The organism is Methylobacterium variabile (assembly GCF_001043975.1).
Taxonomy (GTDB): Bacteria; Pseudomonadota; Alphaproteobacteria; order Rhizobiales; family Beijerinckiaceae; genus Methylobacterium; species Methylobacterium variabile.
Window position 1 is genome coordinate 1 of record NZ_LABY01000139.1, and the last position, 17,855, is coordinate 17,855.

A 17,855-nucleotide genomic window follows, 5' to 3' on the forward strand; every position below is an offset into this window, starting at 1 on the left:
CCTCGCCCTCAAAACCGCAGGCTGGGACGACGACTACCTCGTCAGGCTCGTTGCCCCATGACACTTCACCCGATTGCCCTGTCGGCCTACCGCCCTCCGGTCCAGTCCGCCCGGTTCGAGCGGGCGCCGACCGGCATCGGCTCGCCGGGCTCGAAACGGGAGAGCTCGGCGGCCCGGGCGTTGATCCAGCTCGCGTGCTGGGCGATCGGCGTCACGGCGGTGAAGCCGCCGCAGGCGGTGCGGACGCGGCCCTGCTGGGCGGCGCCGCTCGACCAGCTCACCACGCCGACGAGCTGGTAGCCGCCGGGACCGCCGCGCAGGATGGGACCGCCGGAATCGCCGAGGCAGGCGCCGGCGCCGGCGGTCTCGGCGAGGCTGTTGCTGTCCGCCACCACCGTGACGGTGTTGGCCACCTGGAGCTCGCCGAGGGAGACGAGGCGGGCTTGGCGCAGCACCCGGGCGGTGCTGCGGCGGTTCTCCGCCACCACGCCGTAGCCGGCGATCGCCACGTTGTCCCCCGCCGCGATGTCGCCGCCGTAGCGCGGGTCGAGGGGGCGGAAGTCGGGGCCGAGGCGCTCGCTGAGCTTCAGGATGGCGAGGTCGGTGCCGGGCTGCGTCTCGGGCGTGGTGCCGGGCACGAAGTCCGGGTGCATCGCCGCCGCCACCGCTCGCAGGCGCCGCTGGCGGAAGCCCCGGTCGACGACGACCACCCAGTAGCCGGCCTTGCGCATCACGCAGTGGGCCGCCGTGAGCACGAGGTCGGAGGCGATGAGCGAGCCGGAGCACATCTCGCCGGTGGTGCTCTCGATCCGCACCACCGAGCCGCGCAGGCCGTCGGGGTCGCGGGTCACCTCGCCCCGGACCACGGCGCCGGCGGCGCCGCTCCACAGGCCGAGGGGCGCGGCCACCGCGAGGGCGGCCAAGAGGGGGCGCAAGACGGAACGGAGGCGGGGCGAGGAGACGTGCATGCGATCAACCTAGAAGCGTGCGGCCACGCTCGACAAGTGAAGTCTCGCGCGGCCTGTGAGGTTCCGCACCGGCACCGGGCCGTACCGTAAACGAAGCCGTGACCGGACGCGGCCGGAGCGGTCCCGGGAGGAGCCTCATTCCCAGCGCGCCTCGGCGCCCCAGCCGGCCGTCACGCGGGCGATCCAGGCCCGCTGCGGCCCGACCAGCACGCCCTGGGAGAAACCGCCGCAGGCCTTAGCCCCGGACCCGCTCGCCCAGGTGGCCACCGCCAGGACGCCCGCACCTGCGCCGGCCGCACCGGCGATCGGGCCGCCCGAATCGCCCTCGCAGGCCCCGGCCGCCGCCGGCCCCTTGAGCCAGACCAGGATGCGGCTCGGGCCGTAGGGCTCCACCACCGGCAGGGTCACGGTCCTGAAGGTTCCGGTGCTGCGGTGGTCGCCCGGCCGCGCCACGCCGTAGCCGCCGAGGGTGAGGGCTGTGCCGGCCGGGGCGGCCGCCTCCGTCAGGGAGGCGGGGGCGAACCGCGCCGGCAGGGGGGTCTCGGTGCGCAGGAGCGCGAGGTCGATCGAGCGCCGCCGCCCCGCGATGGCGCCGGCATCGTAGCCCGGATGCACCGCCCGGGCGGCGAGCCCCACGAGCACCGGCGCCCCGGACTCGTCGCGGTAATGCACCCGGTGCTCGGCCCCGCCGGCGGCGCAATGCGCGGCGGTGAGCACCACGTCCCGCGCCAGCACGATGCCGGTGCAGACCCCGCCCCGGGACGAGAGCACCATCACGCTGGAGCGGGCGAGGGCGGCCTCCGGCGCCTCGACGCCGCCGACCACCGCCCGGGCCGGGCCGGAGGCGAGGAGCAGGATGGCGAGGCAGGGGGCCAGGAGGCGGGGCTTCAGGAAGCGGGACACGGTTGCTCACGACGAAGCGGGGCCGGAGGCCCTGCCTGCCCGATCGGGAGCGCCAGGTCCAGGGCGGCGAGGCGAGGGCGGCGAGTTGGGCAAGGGGAGCGCGTCCCCGGGATCAGGGCCCCGTCATCGCGAGCGCGGCGGGCACCGGCGCGGCCTGCGCGACCGGCGGTGTCATGGCGAGCGATGGCGGCACGGGGCCGAGGCAGCCGGTACACACCGAGGCGATCGCCCGGTTGGCCCGCGCGGTGATCCGCGCCTCGAAGGCTTCCCGGGCGGCAGTGGCGCGGGCGAGGGCCGCCAGGCGCGTCGCCTCCGCCTCGCGTGCCGCTTCCGCCGCGTCGGTGCCGGCCCCCTCCTCCGGCGCCGCGTCCCGGGGACGGATGCGCAGCACCAGGGGACCGGCCGCTGCCTCGGCGGCCAAGGACGCGGAAGCCTCGGGCGCGGACGCCTCGTCCTGGGCGAGAGTCGGGCCGGCGAGGAGCCACGCGGCGGCGAGGAGCGGGAACGCGGCGGCGCGCATGGGATCTCCCTGGCTGGTGGCCGGCAGGGTCGGGCGGCGCGGTTAGCGCAGCCTTAACCATAACGGGCGAGAGGCCGCGTCGGTTCACCCGTGCCGTGCGGGCCACGTCCCGCCCCGCCGGAACACGACGTCGTGACCGCGTCCGGGCCGCTCGAGGCCGGCCCTCCCGCGTATTCAGGGTGCATTCAGTGCCCGACGCCGATGGTCCCCGGCATGCGCCAGCTCGCCCTCCTCCTGCTCCCTGCCCTCGTCGGCCTCGCCGGCGCGACGGGCTGGCTCGCGGCCGCGGAGGAGCGGGACGAGACCGCCACCGGGGCGGTGCCGGCCCGGCCGGTCAAGGCCGCGGAAACGACCCAGACCTGCCTCTCCTCCGGCGACCTGCGGGAGGCCGTGGCGGAGAAGCGCGTGGTCGAGCCGGTGGCGGCGATCCGCGCCGCCCGCGCGGCCGTGCCACGGGCCGACATCGTGCGGGCCAACCTCTGCCGCCGGGACGAGGTGCTGGTCTACATGCTGACGGCCTTGCGCAAGGACGGCCAGTTCGTGCACGTGATGGTGGATGCCCGGTCCGGGCAAGTCTCCGGCCAGTGGTGATCTCCGGCAGCGGCGATCCGGGGCCGGCGGCGGGCGCAGGACGGGTTTGAGCGAGGGGTTCGGGCCGTGCGTCTGCTCGTGGTCGAGGATGACCGGGATCTCAACCGGCAGGTCGTGGGCGCCCTGGAGGAGGCCGGCTACGCCGTCGACAAGGCGTTCGACGGCGAGGAGGGCGCCTTCCTGGGCGAGACCGAGCCCTACGACTGCATCATCCTCGACATGGGCCTGCCGAAGGCGGACGGCGTCTCGGTGCTGTCGGGCTGGCGCCGGGCGCAGGTGAAGACGCCGGTCATCATCCTCACCGCCCGCGACCGCTGGAGCGACAAGGTCAACGGCTTCGACGCCGGGGCCGACGACTACGTCACCAAGCCGTTCCACATGGAGGAGCTGCTGGCCCGGGTGCGGGCCCTCCTGCGCCGCACCGCCGGCCACGCCACCAGCCAGATCAGCGTCGGCCCGGTGGTGCTCGACACCCGCTCCGGCCGCGTCTTCGTCGACGGCAGCCCAGTCAAGCTCACCTCGCACGAGTACCGGCTGCTCTCCTACCTGATGCACCATACCGGCCGGGTGGTCTCCCGGGCCGAGCTGACCGAGCACCTCTACGACCAGGACTTCGACCGCGACTCGAACACCATCGAGGTCTTCGTCGGGCGCCTGCGCAAGAAGCTCGCGGTCGACCTGATCCAGACCGTGCGCGGCCTGGGCTACCTCATCGATCCGGGCGCCGGCGGATCGCCGACGTGACCGGTCCCGGGCGGGGCGCCCGCCTCGACCAAGCCGGCGAGGCGCCGGCCGAGACGGGCCTTGGCGGCGTCGCCCTCGCCTCCCCCCGCCGCCGGCCCTGGGCCTGGCTGCCGTGGAGCTGGCGGCCCTGGCGCAAGCGCTCGATCGCGGTGCGCCTGGCGGTCTCGTCGCTCCTGGCGAGCGCCCTGATCCTGCTCATCGCCGGGCTGATCCTCTCGACCCTCTACCGCGAGACCACCGAGCGGGCCTTCGACAGCCGGCTGCTGGTCTACGCCAACGACTTGGCCACCAACCTCGTCTCGCCGTCGGATTCGGAGGCGCGCAGCTTCGGGGCGCTCGGCGACCCGCGCTTCGACCTGCCCTTGTCGGGCTGGTACTGGCAGGTCGGCCGGCCGAACGCCCGGCCGCGGGACCTGCGCACCTCGCGCTCCCTCGTCGGCGTGCCGCTCCAGCCCCCCGACAACGCGGTCGGCGAGGCCGGGGCCGGGCAGCTGCGCAAGGGCTACGGCAAGGCGCAGGACGACCGGCCGCTGCGGATCGTCGAGCGCACCGTCGACCTCGGCGAGGAGGGCCGCTACGTCGTGCGGGTCGCCGGCCCCTCCGACGAGATCGCCGCCGACATGCGGCGCTTCACCTTCGCGCTCACCACCACCTTCTCGCTGCTCGGCCTCTCTCTCGGCCTGACCACCCTGCTGCAGATCCGCTTCGGCCTCGCCCCGCTGATCAAGCTCCGGGCGGCGCTGGGCGCGATCCGGCGCGGCGAGGCGGACCGCATCTCGGGGCAGTACCCGCGGGACATCGCGCCGCTCGCCGGCGAGGTGAACCTGCTCCTCGAGACCAACCGGGAGATCCTGGAGCGGGCCCGCACCCAGGTCGGCAACCTCGCCCACGCGCTGAAGACCCCGTTGAGCATCATCGTCAACGAGGCCTCGGCGGGGGACGCCAACAGCGAGCTCGCCGTCAAGGTGCGCGAGCAGGCCGCGGTGATGCGCGACCAGGTGAACTACCACCTCGACCGGGCCCGCGCCGCGGCTTTGGCCGGCGCGCTCGGCACCTTCACCGACGTCGAGCCGGTGGTGGCGGCCCTGGTGCGCACCTTCGGCAAGATCTTCTACGACAAGAACCTGACCTTCGACACCAGCGTCACCCCGGGCCTGCGCTTCCGCGGCGAGCGCCAGGACTTCGAGGAGATGATCGGCAACCTCGTCGACAACGCCGCCAAGTGGGCCCATTCCCGGGTCTCGATCCGCGCCGAGGTGATCGGCCAGGGCGAGTACCCGCACCTCATCGTCACGGTGGAGGATGACGGGCCGGGCCTGCCGCCGGAGGCCCGGGCCGCGGTGCTCGAGCGCGGCCGGCGCCTCGACGAGACCAAGCCCGGCTCCGGCCTCGGCCTCTCCATCGTGTCGGACCTCGCCGCCCTGTATCGCGGCCGCCTGCGCCTCGACGCGGCCGCACTCGGCGGCTTAAGGGCAGTGATCGAGGTGCCGGGGGATGCGAGCCCGGCGGCGCAGGCGTGAGCCTGCGCGGGCGACGGGAACCCCAGTCCGGCATGATCCTGCAGCGGAGCGAGATGTTTTTCGGGCATGCCCGGATCCTCGAGGGCCGGCCGTCCCTGCGCCTGGTCGAGAACGCCCAGTACCTCACGCACGACCCCCGCAGCGGCAAGATCCCGGTGATCTTCGACGACGCGCGCCGGATGGTGCACGAATCCCTCGACCACCACAGCGGCGACCGCACGCCGACCTGGCAGGCAACGGCGTGGCCGGAGGACCAGGGCGCGGTGACCGAGGAGGCGCCGGAGGGCACCTACCTCTACGTCGGCGCCATCCACCCGCATTACGGCCACTTCATCGTCAACACCCTGGCGCGGTTCTGGCCCCTGCTGAACCTCGGCCTCCCGGACCTCGACCGGCGGATGCTGCGCCCGACGCTGCTCTGCCACGGGGTGGGGTTCCACGCGGATTGGCGCAACGCCCCGTTCGTCCCGGAGATCCTGGGCCGGCTGGGCTTGAGCATGACGGACCTCACCGCGTTCGACCGGCCGATGCGGATCCGAACCCTCCTGGTGCCCCAGGCGGCGTTGCAGCAGGACGACTACGCCTACCCGGTCTTCGCCGAGCTGTGCCAGGCGATCGGGCGCGACTACTACGCCGCGGAGGAGGTCGATGCCGACCCGCAGCCGGTCTACCTCTCGAAGGCCCGCCTGACCGGGGGCGTGCGGCGCTTCGCCAACGAGGAGGCGATCACGGCGGTGCTCGAGCGGCACGGAGTGCGGATCGTCCATCCCGAGCTCCTGAGCTTCCCCGAGCAGGTGCGCCTCTTCGCCCGCCACCGGGTGATCCTCGGCGCCAACGGCTCGGCCTTCCACACGCTGATGTTCGCGCCGCCGGGCCGGCGGGTGATCGCGCTCTCCGACCGGCTCAAGGTGAGCGCGACCTACCGGCTGATCGACCTCATCACCGGCACCGAGGCGCATTACTACTACCCGGTCGGGACCAGCAGCCACGTCGGCGACGGCTTTACCGTCAACTTCATCCTGCGGGATCCGGAGCGGGTGGCCGCCGAGCTCCTCGACAAGATCGCCCGGATCGACGACCTGCGGGAGCACGACCTGCGGGCCGATCCGGGCTCCTGGCACCTCGCTCCCACGATCCCACCCCTGCCGCGCCGGCCCGGACGGCTGCCCGCCCCGCTGGCGCGCCTGCGCGGCGCATGGCCGGGATTCGGCCGAGGCCGGCTTGACGCCGGCGCGAAGTCGAGCGGAGGATAGAGGCAGTCGACGATCGCGCGAATCCGCCCGCCATGCCGCCTGATCCCAAGCTGACGCAATACCCGGGAATGACCTCCTGGTTCGATCCAGGCCTGCTGATCCGGCTGCTGCTGCAGACGATCGTCAGCGGAATTTTCGGGAAGTACGCCGATCACCGCCTGATCGTCGCAGCCCTGGATCCGGCCTCGCCGGAGACGCACCGGAAACGGACCGACCTGTCGCAGGCGGTGCCGCCCGATCCCGACGGCGCCCGCTGGATCGACTATGTCTCCGACCTCGGCGACGGTTTCGACGCCACCTACGCGATCGCCTACCATCTGGCGCAGCCCGGCCTCACGGTCGAGGACGGAACCCTGCCGGGAGGCAGCGTGACGCTGCCCCGGGGCAGTCTGCTGGTGATGGGCGGCGATCAGGTCTACCCGGCTTCCGGCATGGAGGAGTACCGCACCCGGCTGATCGAGCCCTACGCTCTCGCTCTGCCCGACGGCAGCCCAGGCCCGAACCCTCAGCTCTTCCTCGTCCCGGGCAACCACGACTGGTACGACGGCCTGGTCGCGTTCATGGCCCGGTTCTGCCGCTCGAAGCCGACGGCGGTCGGCCACTGGCGCACGCCGCAGCGCCGGAGCTACTTCGCCCTCGACCTCGGCGACGACTGGTGGATCTGGGGCATCGACATCGCCTTGTCGGAGAGCATGGACCAGCCGCAGGCCGACTACTTCGTCGAGATCGCCCAGGCGATGCGGCCGGGCGCGAAGATCATCCTGTGCACGGCCAAGCCCGGCTGGTACGAGGACGAGAAGCAGGGCGCCTTCCGCAGCCTGCACTACGCCGCCCAGATCATCGCCAACGCCACCGAAGGCAAAGACGAGAGCAAGGGCTCGCGCAACCTGCGGATTGTCCTGGTCCTGTCCGGCGACACGCACCACTACGCCCGCTACGAGAGCTCGTTCGACACCCAGTTCATCACCTCCGGCGGCGGCGGCGCCTTCCTGCACGGCACGCAGGGCCTCGACGAGACGATCCGGATGCCCTGGCTGCGCGAGGAGCACGACACCCTCACCCTCAAGACCCGCTACCCATCGCTCGAGCGAAGCCGGAGCCTCCTGCGGGAGAACCTGCGATTCGCATTCCGCAACCCGGGCTTCGCCGCCCTGCTCGGCGGGATCTACGCGATTCTCGGCGCCTGGGCCTTCGCCCGGATGCGCCTCGACACGGGCCTCCTGATCTGGCTCGTCCTCTCCACCGGTCTCGCCGCCTATTTCCGGGGCCAGGAGACCGTCCGGAAGGGGCGGGCCACCCTGGCCGCTCTGGCGCACGCGGCCGTGCACGCGGCGGCGATCCTGGCGGTCGCAGCCCTCTGCCTGCGGGTGGCGGGCTACCCGCCGGGCGGCGCCGGGGCGGGCTGGGGCCGGTTCCTGGGCGTGCTGCCGCCGTTCTTCCTGGCGGGCTGGCTCGTCGGCGGCACGCTGTTCGGCGTCTTTCTCTGGCTCACCGCCCGCTTCCTCGACCTCAACCACAACGACGCGTTCAGCGCCCTGCGCCTGGACACAGACCGGCATTTCCTGCGGCTTCGCATCGCCGGCGACACGGTGACGGTCCATGCCGTCGGCCTCGACAGGGTGCCGGCCCGGGGCGAGTGGCGTCGCCAGACCCCGACGCCTGATCGCCCATCCCTCTACGCGCCGCCCGCGCAGGGCTTCCCTCCGCGCCTGATCGAGCGGCCGGTGACGGTGAACGCCGCGGCGGTGCCAGCGGCCGACCTCGCGGTTGACCCCGACAGCCTGAAGGCCGACCTGCCGGGCACGCCGCCACCGAGCCCGGAACGCTGACCGGTTCGCCCGCGGTTTCCCGTTCGGGAGCGACTGCGCTAAGTCCTTCCCTGCTCTGGAGCGTCCCACATCATGCCCGACCTCGACGCGATCGCCGCCCGCCACGGCGTCAGCCCTGATGCCGCCCGCCACCTCCTTGATGTCCTCGCCCGCGGCCATGGCCGGATGGCGCAGTTCAACCATCCCGATCTCGGCGGGATGGGCCAGTGGACCGCCGGCGGCATGACGATGATCGGCGACATGTTCAACAGCGGCCTCAAGGCCCGGGTCGTGGCCCTGTGCGAGGAGCTGGCGCCGCTCGCCGCCGCGATGCCGGTGCCGGGAACGGACCGGGGCTCCGGCGGGGCCTGGTGGCCCGAGGGCCTGGGCGACCCGGCCACCGCCGGCTCGCAGAACGACGCGCGCTATGCGGTCTTCCCCGAGGCCCGCCGCCTCGCGATCGAGACCGGCGGCCGCGTGACGCTCTACGACACCGGCGACCACCGGATCGGCGGCGTCTCGCAGCAGCAGGGCGCGAGCCGTTCCCTGAGCTTCACCAGCCAGCACGGCCCGGTGCCCCTGGACGCGCTCCCGGTGGTGGACGGGCCGGCACGGGACGCGAGCCCGGCCCCCGGGGCCGTGCCGCCGCGGGCGCCGGCCGCTCCGGATCATCAGGCCGCCGCGCCGACCGGGGACGTGCTGGCGACGATCGAGCGGCTGTCGGAGCTGCACCGCAAGGGTGTGCTCACCGAGGCGGAGTTCGCCGCGAAGAAGACGGAGCTGCTGGCGCGGTTGTGAGGGCATGCAGCCGAATACACGCCAGATCATCGTCGCCAGGAGCCACGCGCAGCCGGCATCGCGTTGTCAGAGTTGACATCATAGGCGGTTCGAGCGCCGAGCTGCGGCGGCGCCTCCACCGCACCAACGCGAACGGGCGTGATCAATCAGCGTTGACGGATGACGCGGCTCACGCCGGAGAAACAGGGCTCCAGCCATACTCCTCCGCCGCTGCGACCCGCCGGTGGAAGGCGAGCCTGCGGTCGTATTCGAGCGGGTCCTTCGGCTTCACCAGGGCGCCGGGCGGCACGTTGAGCCAGTCGACGAGGCGCGTCAGCATGAAGCGCAGGGCCGCGCCGCGGCAGAGCAGGGGCAGCGCCGCGATCTCGCGGGGTTCGAGCGGGCGCACGGCCTGGTACGCGGCGATCATCGCCTGGCCCTTGGTGCGGTTGAAGGCGTAGTCCGCCTCGAAGCACCAGGCGTTGAGGCAGATCGCCAGGTCGTACGCGAAGGCGTCGGTGCAGGCGAAGTAGAAGTCGATCAGGCCCGAGACGTCGTCGCCGAGGAAGAACACGTTGTCGGTGAACAGGTCGGCGTGGATGACGCCGCCGGGCAGGTCCCGCGGCCAGGAGGCCTCGAGGAGCGCGAGGTCGTCGCGGGTGCGGGCGGCGAGGCCCGGGGCGACGCGGTCGGCCTGGGCTTCGGCGGCCTCGAAGAGCGGGCGCCAGCCCGCGACCGAGAGGGCGTTCGGCCGCCGCATCGGGAAGTCGGCCCCGGCGGCGTGCAGGCCGGCGAGCGCGGCGCCGAGCGCCCGGCAGTGCCGCACGCCCGGGCGGCGCACCGACACGCCTTCCAGGAACGAGACGATCACGGCGGGCCTGCCGCAGAGCCTGCCCAGGGTGGCACCGTCGCGGGTGCGGATCGGCTGCGGGCAGGCGAGGCCGTTGGCGGCCAGGTGCTCCATCAGGCCGAGGAAGAACGGCAGGTCGCCCTCCGCCACCCGCTTCTCGTAGAGCGTCAGGATGTAGGAGCCGGTGGTGGTGTGCAGGATGAAGTTGGTGTTCTCCACCCCCTCGGCGATACCCTTGTAGGAGGTGAGATCGCCGATGTCGTAGGCGGCGAGAAAGGCGGCGAGCGCCTCGTCCGGAACCTCGGTGTAGACCGCCACGGCCGTTCTGCTTTTCTATACGGTGAAACGAAGAGATGGAGGGCTCAAGCGCGGGGAACCCCTCTCCCGTGTGGGAGAGGGGTTCCCCGCGCCAGATGTCTGCCGGTGACGGAAGAGGCGCGCCGCCTACTCCGCCGCCTCGCTGCGCAGCTCGCGCGGCAGCGGGAAGACCATGTCCTCGGTCGTGGTCGAGACGGTGTCGACCGTGACCTCGTAGCGGGTCGCGAAGGCGTCGATAATCTCCTCCACCAGCACCTCGGGAGCCGAGGCGCCGGCGGTGAGGCCGAGCCGCCGGATGTTGGAGAAGGCCTCCCAGTCGACGTCCTCGGCGCGGTTGACGAGCCGGGTGATCGGGCAGCCGACCCGCTCGGCGACCTCGCGCAGGCGCTGCGAGTTCGAGGAGTTCGAGGAGCCGACGACGATCAGCGCGTCGACGAGGGGCGCCACCTGCTTCACCGCCTCCTGGCGGTTGGTGGTGGCGTAGCAGATGTCGTCCTTGTGCGGGCCGACGATCGTCGGGAACTTGCGCTTGAGCGCCTCGACGACGTGGCGGGTGTCGTCGACCGAGAGCGTCGTCTGGGTCACCCAGGCGAGGTTGTCGCGGTTCTCGGGCTCGAGCGCCTCGATCTGCTCGACGTCCTCCACCAGGGTGATCGAGCCCTTGGGCAGCTGGCCCATGGTGCCGACGACCTCGGGGTGGCCGGAATGGCCGACGAGCAGCACGTGGCGGCCGCGCTTGTGGTGGATCTCGGCCTCGCGGTGGACCTTGGTCACCAGCGGGCAGGTCGCGTCGATGGTGGTCAGCCCGCGGGCAACCGCGTTCTGCGGCACGGTCTTGGCCACGCCGTGGGCGGAGAAGATCACCGGGGCCTTGCCGTCCGGCACCTCGTCGAGCTCGGCGACGAAGACGGCGCCTTTGCGCTTCAGGCTCTCCACCACGTACTTGTTGTGCACGATCTCGTGCCGCACGTAGACGGGCGGCCCGTAGAGCGCCAGTGCGCGCTCGACCACGTCGATGGCCCGCACCACGCCGGCGCAGAAGCCCCGCGGGGCGCAGAGGAGGATCTCGAGGGGCGGCTTCGCGGGCGCGGCGGCACCGGCGTCGGTCTGGTTCACGGAGGCGCTCATGATCCGGGATGTGGCGAGGCGGGGCGGCCCCTGTCAACCTATTGTGCCACGCAATCGTGGCGATCAATAGCGCGCGCGAGCGACAGGACGCCCGAGAGTCATGCGACGCCCGCGAGCAGGCATCGAGAGTCGCGCATGAGCGGGACGGCCGCGCCGGCATCGCCCGCAGGCCCGGTTCGGGTTAAGGGAGTGGCTCCGAGCGACCTCGAATCCGGGAGACCCCCGCCCGATGGCGACCGCCGCCGACCACGCCAGCTTCCTGCCGCCGGTCCTGACCTTCCTGTCCGCCGCGGTGATCGGCGTGCCGATCTTCCGCCTCCTCGGGCAGAGCGCGGTGCTCGGCTACCTCGTGGCCGGCGTCGTGATCGGGCCGTCCGGCCTGTCGCTCATCACCGAGCCGGAGACCGCCCGCAGCGTCTCGGAGCTCGGGGTGGTGCTCCTCTTGTTCATCGTCGGGCTGGAGCTGGAGATCTCGCGCCTGATCTCGCTCCGGCGGGACATCCTGGGGCTGGGCACGCTCCAGCTCGGGCTCTGCGCCCTGGCGCTCGGGGGCTTGGGGATCCTCACCGGCCTGTCTTGGGGCGCCGCGACGGTGATCGGCATCGCGCTCGCCCTCTCAGCCACCGCGGTGGCGCTCCAGCTCCTCGAGGAGCGCCGCGACCTCGCCTCCCCTTACGGCCAGCGCGCCTTCGCGGTGCTGCTGTTCCAGGACCTGTCGATCGTCGGCATCCTCGCCCTCCTGCCGCTGATCGCCCAGACCGGCACGGGCGAGGGCGGCGAGGCCTGGCTCGGCACCGCGCTGCAATCGGCGGGCCTCGCGGTCGCGGCGGTGATCGGGGTGGTGCTGGTCGGCCGCTACGGCCTCAACCCGTTCTTCCGCCTGCTCGCCGCGAGCGGCGCCCGCGAGGTGATGACGGCGGCGGCGCTGCTGGTGGTGCTCGGCACCGCGCTGCTGATGGAGGAGGTCGGGCTCTCGATGGCGATGGGGGCGTTCCTCGCCGGCCTGCTCCTCGCCGAGTCGAACTTCCGCCACCAGCTCGAGGCCGACATCGAGCCATTCCGCGGCATGCTGCTCGGCCTGTTCTTCATGAGCGTCGGCATGTCGATCGACCTCAGCCTGGTGGCCCAGCACTGGCTCGGCCTGACGGCCGCGACGGTGGCGGCGATCCTGATCAAGGCCGGGCTGGTGGCGGCGCTCTTCCGGCTGTTCGGCTCGCCCTGGCTCGACGCGCTGAGGGGCGCCGCCGTGCTGGCCCCGGCGGGCGAGTTCGCCTTCGTGCTGCTGCCGGTCGGGCAGGAGCTCGGCCTCGTCGACGGCCCCGCCGGGCGCCTCGCCATCGCGCTCGCCGCCATCACGATGCTGATCGGGCCGATCGGCGCCAAGGCCCTCGACGCGGCGCTCTCCCGGCGGGCCACCGCGCCCCTCGAGCCGCCCCTCGAGGTGATCGAGGACGCCGAGGCGCGGGTGCTGGTGATCGGCTTCGGGCGGTTCGGCCACATCCTCAACCAGGTGCTGCTGGCGCAGGGCCTGAGCGTCACGGTGATCGACAAGGACGTGGAGCAGATCCGCAGCGCCGCCCGCTTCGGCTTCCGCGTCTATTACGGCGACGGCACCCGCCTCGACGTGCTGCGCTCCTCCGGCGCCGGCAAGGCGGAGGTGGTCTGCATCTGCATCGACGACCCGGAGGCGACCCTGAAGATCGTCGACCTCATCCACGCCGAGTTCCCCGCCGCCCGCACCTACGTGCGGGTGTTCGACCGGGTGCAGGCGATCGAGGCGATGGGCCGGGACGTCGACTACCAGATCCGCGAGACCTTCGAATCGGCCCTCGCCTTCGGGCGCGCCACCCTGGAGGCGCTGGGTCTCACCCCCGAGGAGGCGGCCCGGACGGTCGACGACGTGCGCAAGCGCGACCTCGCCCGGCTGGTGCTGCAGCAGGCCGGCGAGCCCCTCGACCGGGCCGATCCCCTGCGCAGCCTGGTGCGGATCAAGCCGGAGCCCCTGACCGCGCCCCTGCACGCCTCGCACGCGCTCACCGCCGAGACCGAGGACATCATCGCCCGCGAGCGGGCCGGCGTCGATGGGTGAGGCGCGCCCGGCCGGGACCGCACCGTCCGCCCATTTCGTCACCGGCTCGACCCTGCGCCACGTCGTGGTGATGGGCGCGACCGGCTCGGTCGGCCTGATGGCGATCTTCGTCGTGGACCTCCTGTCGCTGCTCTACATCGCCCGCCTCGGCGACCCGACCCTGACCGCGGCGGTGGGCTTCGCCACCATCGTCCAGATCTTCGCCGTCTCGATCAATATCGGGATGATGATCGCGGTCGGCGCCCTGGTCTCGCGGGCGCTCGGCCGCGGCGATGTCGGGCAGGCGCGGCGGCTCGCCGCCTCCGCCCTGGTGCTGTCGGTGGCCGGCTCCGCCGCCGTGACGGCGCTCCTGCTGCCGCTCCTCGACCCTGCCCTGAGGCTGATCGGCGCGGGCCCCGAGACCGTGCCGGCGGCCCGCACCTTTCTCTGGATCGCCCTGCCCTCGACGATGCTGATGGCGATCGGCATGGGGTTCTCCGGCGTGCTGCGGGCGATCGGCGACGCGCGGCGCGCCATGATGGTGACGCTCGCCGGCGCCGCCGTGACGGCCGTGCTCGACCCGGTGCTGATCTTCGGCCTCGGGCTCGGGATCGAGGGAGCGGCGATCACCGTGGTCCTGGCCCGCCTCGCCTTCGCCTGGGTGGGGTATTCCGGCGCGGTGAGCGTCCACAACATGGTGGCGCGGCCGGACGCCGCCGCTATCCTCGCCGACGCCGGGCCGATCCTGCGCGTCGCGCTCCCGACGGTGCTCACCAACCTGGCGCCGCCGGTGGCGAGCGCCTTCCTCGCCCACGTCATGGCGGGGTTCGGCACCGCGACGGTCGCCGGCAACGCCGTGGTCGACCGGGTGGTCCCGGTGGCCTTCGGCGGCCTGTTCGCGCTCTCCGGCGCCGTCGGGCCGATCCTCGGCCAGAACTGGGGCGCCGGCCGTTTCGACCGGATGCGCGCCGCCTTGCGCGACGCCGCCCTGGTGACCGGCCTCTACGTCGCGGTGGTCTGGCTCGCCCTGTTCCTCGGCCGCGGGCCGCTCACCGCCCTGTTCGGCCTCGAGGGCGCGGGCGCCGACCTCCTCGGCTTCTTCTGCCTCGCCGGCGGGGCGATCTGGTTCTTCAACGGGCTGCTCTTCCTCGGCAACGCCTCGTTCAACAACCTCGGCTTCCCGCTCGCCGCGAGCGCCCTCAACTGGGGCCGGGCGACGCTGGGCACCATGCCGCCGGCGCTTCTCGGCGCCCACCTCGCCGGGCCGGAGGGGGCGATGGCCGGCATGGGGATCGGTTCGGCGCTGTTCGGGGTGATGGGGTTGGCGCTGGCGTTCCGGGTGGTGGGGGTGCTGGAGCGGCGGGAAGCGGTGGCAGGCCTTGAGGCAGATGGGAGGCAGACAGTCGAGAGACCTGTGTCTTGAATTTTATGGATTAGGCATATCAGCGTCATGCAGATTATTTCGCGCATATTATATTATTTATATTTCACTTGTTGATATTTTACGAGCGTGTCAATTATATTCATGATTTATCGTCGTGGTAAGATTATAAGCAATGTAGAATCTTCATGCATTTGATAATATATCGACATCACAAATTTTTACTCTTAAGTCTAAAGATTTTAGAATTGAATTTTATTTGATACTAAAATTTTCAAAAATTTCTGAATATTTATTATGCTGATTAAATATATTAAATATGATGAAATCCCTAAAATAGAAGTGATTTATGTTAAAATTTTGAGTTTTCACAATATAGATGGTTGCCTTACTCAGCGTCCCATGATCATGCGTGATGGACGGATCACCTTCCGATCCCTCCGCCTCAATTCGTATGGAAAGATCCGTCAGGCGAAAGGGCACGCTGAAATCCGGCTCGCTCCGGTCCATGATGCCGGCCGGTTCGAACGCAGGAGGGCGATGATGGCCACATCCACGCACGCGGCCGCAGAGGGGACGCCGACGGACCTCGTGGTCGTGCCGCGCGCCGTCCTGGAGGCCGATCCCCATGCCGTGCTCGCGCGCTATCGCGCGACCGTGCCCTGCATCCGGACCGACGACGGCGTCGTCATGCTGCTGCGGGCCAGCGACGTCCAGGCCCTCGTCACGGATCCGCGCACGCGGCAGGTGGAGACGGAGTTCGCGCGGATGCGCGGCATCACGTCGGGGCCGCTGTTCGAGTTCTTCCGGCAGACCGTGCTCCTGTCCAACGGCGAGGTCCACCGGCGCCGGCGCGCGCCGATCGCCCGGACCTTCGCGTTCCAGGTCGTGGCAGCCCTGCGCCCGCGCATTCGCGATCTCGCCGAGGCGCTCGTGGCCGAGCACGGGCCGCGCGGCAGGATGAACCTGCTGGCCGACTATGCCGCCGCTCTCCCCGCCCGGGCGATCGCGCTGATCCTAGGCCTGCCCGAGCGCGACGTGCCGGACTTCACCCGATGGGTCTACGCGATGTCCCGCGCCCTCACCTCGGCCTGGGGACCCGAGGACCTCCCCGAGAGCGACGAGGCGGCGCGCCGGCTCATCGGCTACGTCGAAGACCTCGTGGCGGAACGCCGCCGCGCCCCGCGGGACGATCTGATCTCCGCCCTGCTGCCGTCGATCGACGAGGGCGATCCGGAATCGGCAGCGGAGATGCGCATGCAGATCGTCTCCCTGATCCTGGCGGGCAGCGACACCACGCGCGCGGCGCTCGCGATCCAGACCGGCCTCCTGCTCGCGCACCGGGCCCAATGGGAGGCGGTCTGCCGCGACGAGGCGCTGATCCCGGGCGCGGTGGCCGAGGCTTTGCGCTTCGAGCCGGCGGTCGGGTCGTTCCCGCGCTTCACGCTCGCCGAGATCCCCCTGGAGGGCGCCGTACTGCCCGCGGGCGCGCTGCTGTCGATCTCGACGCTCTCCGCGATGCGCGATCCGGCCCTCTACGCGGACCCGGATGTCTTCGACATCCGCCGGACCGACCATCCGCGCTGGCACGTGGTGTTCGGTGGCGGCGTGCACCGCTGCCTCGGCGAGGCCCTGGCCCGCATCGAGCTGGAGGAAGGCTTGCGGGCGCTCACGCGCCGGCTCCCCGACCTGCGCCTCGATCGGCCGCTGACCGTGCGTGGATCGGCCGCGATCCGCCGCGTCGACGAGCTGCCGGTGTCGTGGCCCACGACGGCGTAGGAACCAGCAGACTTGACGATCCCCTCTCCCGTGCGGGAGAGAGGATCCTGCGCTTCCGTTCGGCAGGGCAGGTCGATCAGGGATCGCGGGAGGCCGTCACGCCTCCCACGCCCTCCCCTCCACCGGCCGACCGTCCCGGGCGGCGAGGCGCACGGTCATGGCCGGCGGCGGGGGCTGGCGCCGGGCGCGACGTCGATGCACCAGCGGCACGGTCGGATCCTGCCGGAACGGCAGGTCGAGCACGCCCTCCACATCGTTGCGGGTGAGGCCGATGTCCTTGAGCGCCCGGTCGTCGAGTTCGGCCAGGCGGTAGGCGGCGCGGCGGTTGATCCACAGGGTGACGATCCGGGCCACGATCTGCGCGGCCTTGCGGCCGAAGCCGAGCGCCAGCGAGAGGACACCGAAGGGGGCAAAGCTGATCGTCATCGTGGTCTCCGGCGGGAGCTTTCGGCGAACCTCGTCACGTGCCGGCAGCGCTCTTCCGCTGCGTCGTCATAGCCCCGCTCGGCCGATGCGTTGAGCGAATGCTTGAGATGTGTCACATCACGGAGATTGATGACGGAGCAGCCTGGTGCACCCCCTCGACATCGACCAGCTCCGGACCCTGGTGGCGATCGCCGAGAGCGGCTCCTTTACCCGGGCGGCGGAGCTCGTCCACAAGACGCAATCCGCCGTCTCGATGCAGATGAAGCGGCTGGAGGAGCGGGTCGGGCGGGAGATCTTCGCCAAGGCCGGCCGCGGCCTGCGTCTGACCGACGACGGCGAGCGCCTGCTCGACTACGCCCGGCGCATCGTGCGGCTGCAGACCGAGTGCCTGGCGACCTTCGACGAGGGCGACCTCGCCGGCCGGGTGCGCCTCGGCCTGCCGGACGACTACGCCGACCGCTACCTGCCGGAGATCCTCGGGCGCTTCGCCCGCGCCCATCCCCGGGCCGAGGTCACGGTGGTGTGCGAGCCCACCGACATGCTGGCCGCGCGGATCGCCGACGGCGACATCGACCTCGCCATCGTCACCGAGGCCAAGGGGCGCAGAAACGTCGAGACGGTCCGCACCGAGGCCCTGCTCTGGGTCACCTCGAGCCGCCACGCCGTGCACGCCGAGCAGCCGGTGCCCCTCGCCCTCGGCCGGCCGGACTGCAACTGGCGCCGGGCCGCCCTCGAGGCGCTGGAACGCGGCGGGCGCCAGAGCCGGATCCTGTTCGTGAGCTGGAACTCGACCGCGGTCGGCGCCGCGGTGCTGGCGGGGC

The 17,855-nt window shown here is 71.8% G+C and carries 16 protein-coding genes; 10 read left to right on the forward strand and 6 right to left on the reverse strand.

Features of this window, described 5'->3' with window-relative positions:
• Positions 1 to 86: 86 nt before the first annotated feature.
• The 3 genes from VQ02_RS19460 to VQ02_RS37310 form a co-directional block, all read right to left on the reverse strand.
• Entirely contained in the window at positions 87 to 968 is an 882-nt protein-coding gene (locus tag VQ02_RS19460; protein WP_048445869.1) for a S1 family peptidase, read from the reverse strand.
• 135 nt (positions 969 to 1,103) lie between these two features.
• A complete protein-coding gene (locus VQ02_RS19465; protein WP_048445870.1) occupies positions 1,104 to 1,871 on the reverse strand; it encodes a trypsin-like serine protease in 768 nt (255 codons plus the stop codon).
• 112 nt (positions 1,872 to 1,983) lie between these two features.
• Positions 1,984 to 2,391, reverse strand: coding sequence for a hypothetical protein (locus tag VQ02_RS37310; RefSeq protein WP_053080443.1), 408 nt, complete (start codon positions 2,389 to 2,391; stop codon positions 1,984 to 1,986).
• Between the two features lie 213 nt (positions 2,392 to 2,604).
• On the opposite strand from VQ02_RS37310, the gene VQ02_RS19475 reads away from it, so the two are divergent.
• The 6 genes from VQ02_RS19475 (at position 2,605) to VQ02_RS19500 (ending at position 9,105) form a co-directional block, all read left to right on the forward strand.
• Positions 2,605 to 2,982 carry a PepSY domain-containing protein gene (locus tag VQ02_RS19475; protein WP_048445871.1) on the forward strand — a complete coding sequence of 126 codons (378 nt, stop codon included), beginning with the start codon at positions 2,605 to 2,607 and terminating at the stop codon, positions 2,980 to 2,982.
• A gap of 66 nt (positions 2,983 to 3,048) precedes the next feature.
• Positions 3,049 to 3,726 (forward strand): response regulator transcription factor, encoded by a 678-nt coding sequence (locus VQ02_RS19480; protein WP_048445872.1) that lies wholly within the window; start codon positions 3,049 to 3,051, stop codon positions 3,724 to 3,726.
• A complete protein-coding gene (locus VQ02_RS19485) occupies positions 3,723 to 5,246 on the forward strand; it encodes a sensor histidine kinase (RefSeq protein ID WP_425339912.1) in 1,524 nt (507 codons plus the stop codon). The genes VQ02_RS19480 and VQ02_RS19485 overlap by 4 nt, the downstream gene beginning before the upstream one ends.
• Before the next feature lie 53 nt (positions 5,247 to 5,299).
• The gene (locus VQ02_RS19490) at positions 5,300 to 6,499 is read left to right on the forward strand and encodes a glycosyltransferase family 61 protein (RefSeq protein WP_167350771.1); all 1,200 of its coding nucleotides are present in this window, start codon (positions 5,300 to 5,302) and stop codon (positions 6,497 to 6,499) included.
• A gap of 32 nt (positions 6,500 to 6,531) precedes the next feature.
• Positions 6,532 to 8,328, forward strand: a complete 1,797-nt coding sequence (locus VQ02_RS19495) for a metallophosphoesterase (protein ID WP_157080710.1) — start codon at positions 6,532 to 6,534, stop codon at positions 8,326 to 8,328.
• A gap of 72 nt (positions 8,329 to 8,400) precedes the next feature.
• Complete coding sequence (locus tag VQ02_RS19500) at positions 8,401 to 9,105, forward strand: SHOCT domain-containing protein (protein ID WP_048445873.1); 705 nt, start codon at positions 8,401 to 8,403, stop codon at positions 9,103 to 9,105.
• A 169-nt stretch (positions 9,106 to 9,274) separates the two neighbouring features.
• On the opposite strand, the gene VQ02_RS19505 is transcribed toward VQ02_RS19500, so the two are convergent.
• Positions 9,275 to 10,252 (reverse strand): homoserine kinase, encoded by a 978-nt coding sequence (locus VQ02_RS19505; protein ID WP_048445874.1) that lies wholly within the window; start codon positions 10,250 to 10,252, stop codon positions 9,275 to 9,277.
• Between the two features lie 126 nt (positions 10,253 to 10,378).
• Positions 10,379 to 11,380 (reverse strand): 4-hydroxy-3-methylbut-2-enyl diphosphate reductase, encoded by a 1,002-nt coding sequence (gene ispH / locus VQ02_RS19510; RefSeq protein WP_048445875.1) that lies wholly within the window; start codon positions 11,378 to 11,380, stop codon positions 10,379 to 10,381.
• A gap of 229 nt (positions 11,381 to 11,609) precedes the next feature.
• On the opposite strand from ispH, the gene VQ02_RS19515 reads away from it, so the two are divergent.
• The 3 genes from VQ02_RS19515 to VQ02_RS19525 all read left to right on the forward strand — a co-directional run bounded on the left by VQ02_RS19515 (position 11,610) and on the right by VQ02_RS19525 (position 16,608).
• Positions 11,610 to 13,469: a monovalent cation:proton antiporter-2 (CPA2) family protein gene (locus VQ02_RS19515; protein WP_048445876.1), complete on the forward strand. Its 1,860-nt coding sequence runs from the start codon at positions 11,610 to 11,612 to the stop codon at positions 13,467 to 13,469.
• Complete coding sequence (locus tag VQ02_RS19520; RefSeq protein ID WP_048445877.1) at positions 13,462 to 14,871, forward strand: MATE family efflux transporter; 1,410 nt, start codon at positions 13,462 to 13,464, stop codon at positions 14,869 to 14,871. The genes VQ02_RS19515 and VQ02_RS19520 overlap by 8 nt, the downstream gene beginning before the upstream one ends.
• A gap of 501 nt (positions 14,872 to 15,372) precedes the next feature.
• Entirely contained in the window at positions 15,373 to 16,608 is a 1,236-nt protein-coding gene (locus tag VQ02_RS19525) for a cytochrome P450 (protein WP_053080447.1), read from the forward strand.
• Between the two features lie 96 nt (positions 16,609 to 16,704).
• On the opposite strand, the gene VQ02_RS19530 is transcribed toward VQ02_RS19525, so the two are convergent.
• On the reverse strand, positions 16,705 to 17,034 hold the full coding sequence (locus VQ02_RS19530; protein WP_048445879.1) for a DUF1127 domain-containing protein: 330 nt from the start codon (positions 17,032 to 17,034) through the stop codon (positions 16,705 to 16,707).
• A gap of 145 nt (positions 17,035 to 17,179) precedes the next feature.
• Between VQ02_RS19530 and VQ02_RS19535 the strand changes: the two genes are divergently transcribed.
• Positions 17,180 to 17,855: LysR family transcriptional regulator (locus VQ02_RS19535; protein WP_048445880.1), on the forward strand; the 676-nt coding region annotated here is incomplete at its 3' end.

Coding starts and splice junctions, on each gene's coding strand:
- VQ02_RS37310 (WP_053080443.1), bottom strand. CDS start 2,391: ATGCGCGCCGCCGCGTTCCCGCTCCTCGCCGCCGCGTGGCTCCTCGCC.
- VQ02_RS19515 (WP_048445876.1), top strand. CDS start 11,610: ATGGCGACCGCCGCCGACCACGCCAGCTTCCTGCCGCCGGTCCTGACC.
- ispH (WP_048445875.1), bottom strand. CDS start 11,380: ATGAGCGCCTCCGTGAACCAGACCGACGCCGGTGCCGCCGCGCCCGCG.
- VQ02_RS19520 (WP_048445877.1), top strand. CDS start 13,462: ATGGGTGAGGCGCGCCCGGCCGGGACCGCACCGTCCGCCCATTTCGTC.
- VQ02_RS19490 (WP_167350771.1), top strand. CDS start 5,300: ATGTTTTTCGGGCATGCCCGGATCCTCGAGGGCCGGCCGTCCCTGCGC.
- VQ02_RS19475 (WP_048445871.1), top strand. CDS start 2,605: ATGCGCCAGCTCGCCCTCCTCCTGCTCCCTGCCCTCGTCGGCCTCGCC.
- VQ02_RS19525 (WP_053080447.1), top strand. CDS start 15,373: ATGGCCACATCCACGCACGCGGCCGCAGAGGGGACGCCGACGGACCTC.
- VQ02_RS19460 (WP_048445869.1), bottom strand. CDS start 968: ATGCACGTCTCCTCGCCCCGCCTCCGTTCCGTCTTGCGCCCCCTCTTG.
- VQ02_RS19500 (WP_048445873.1), top strand. CDS start 8,401: ATGCCCGACCTCGACGCGATCGCCGCCCGCCACGGCGTCAGCCCTGAT.
- VQ02_RS19530 (WP_048445879.1), bottom strand. CDS start 17,034: ATGACGATCAGCTTTGCCCCCTTCGGTGTCCTCTCGCTGGCGCTCGGC.
- VQ02_RS19495 (WP_157080710.1), top strand. CDS start 6,532: ATGCCGCCTGATCCCAAGCTGACGCAATACCCGGGAATGACCTCCTGG.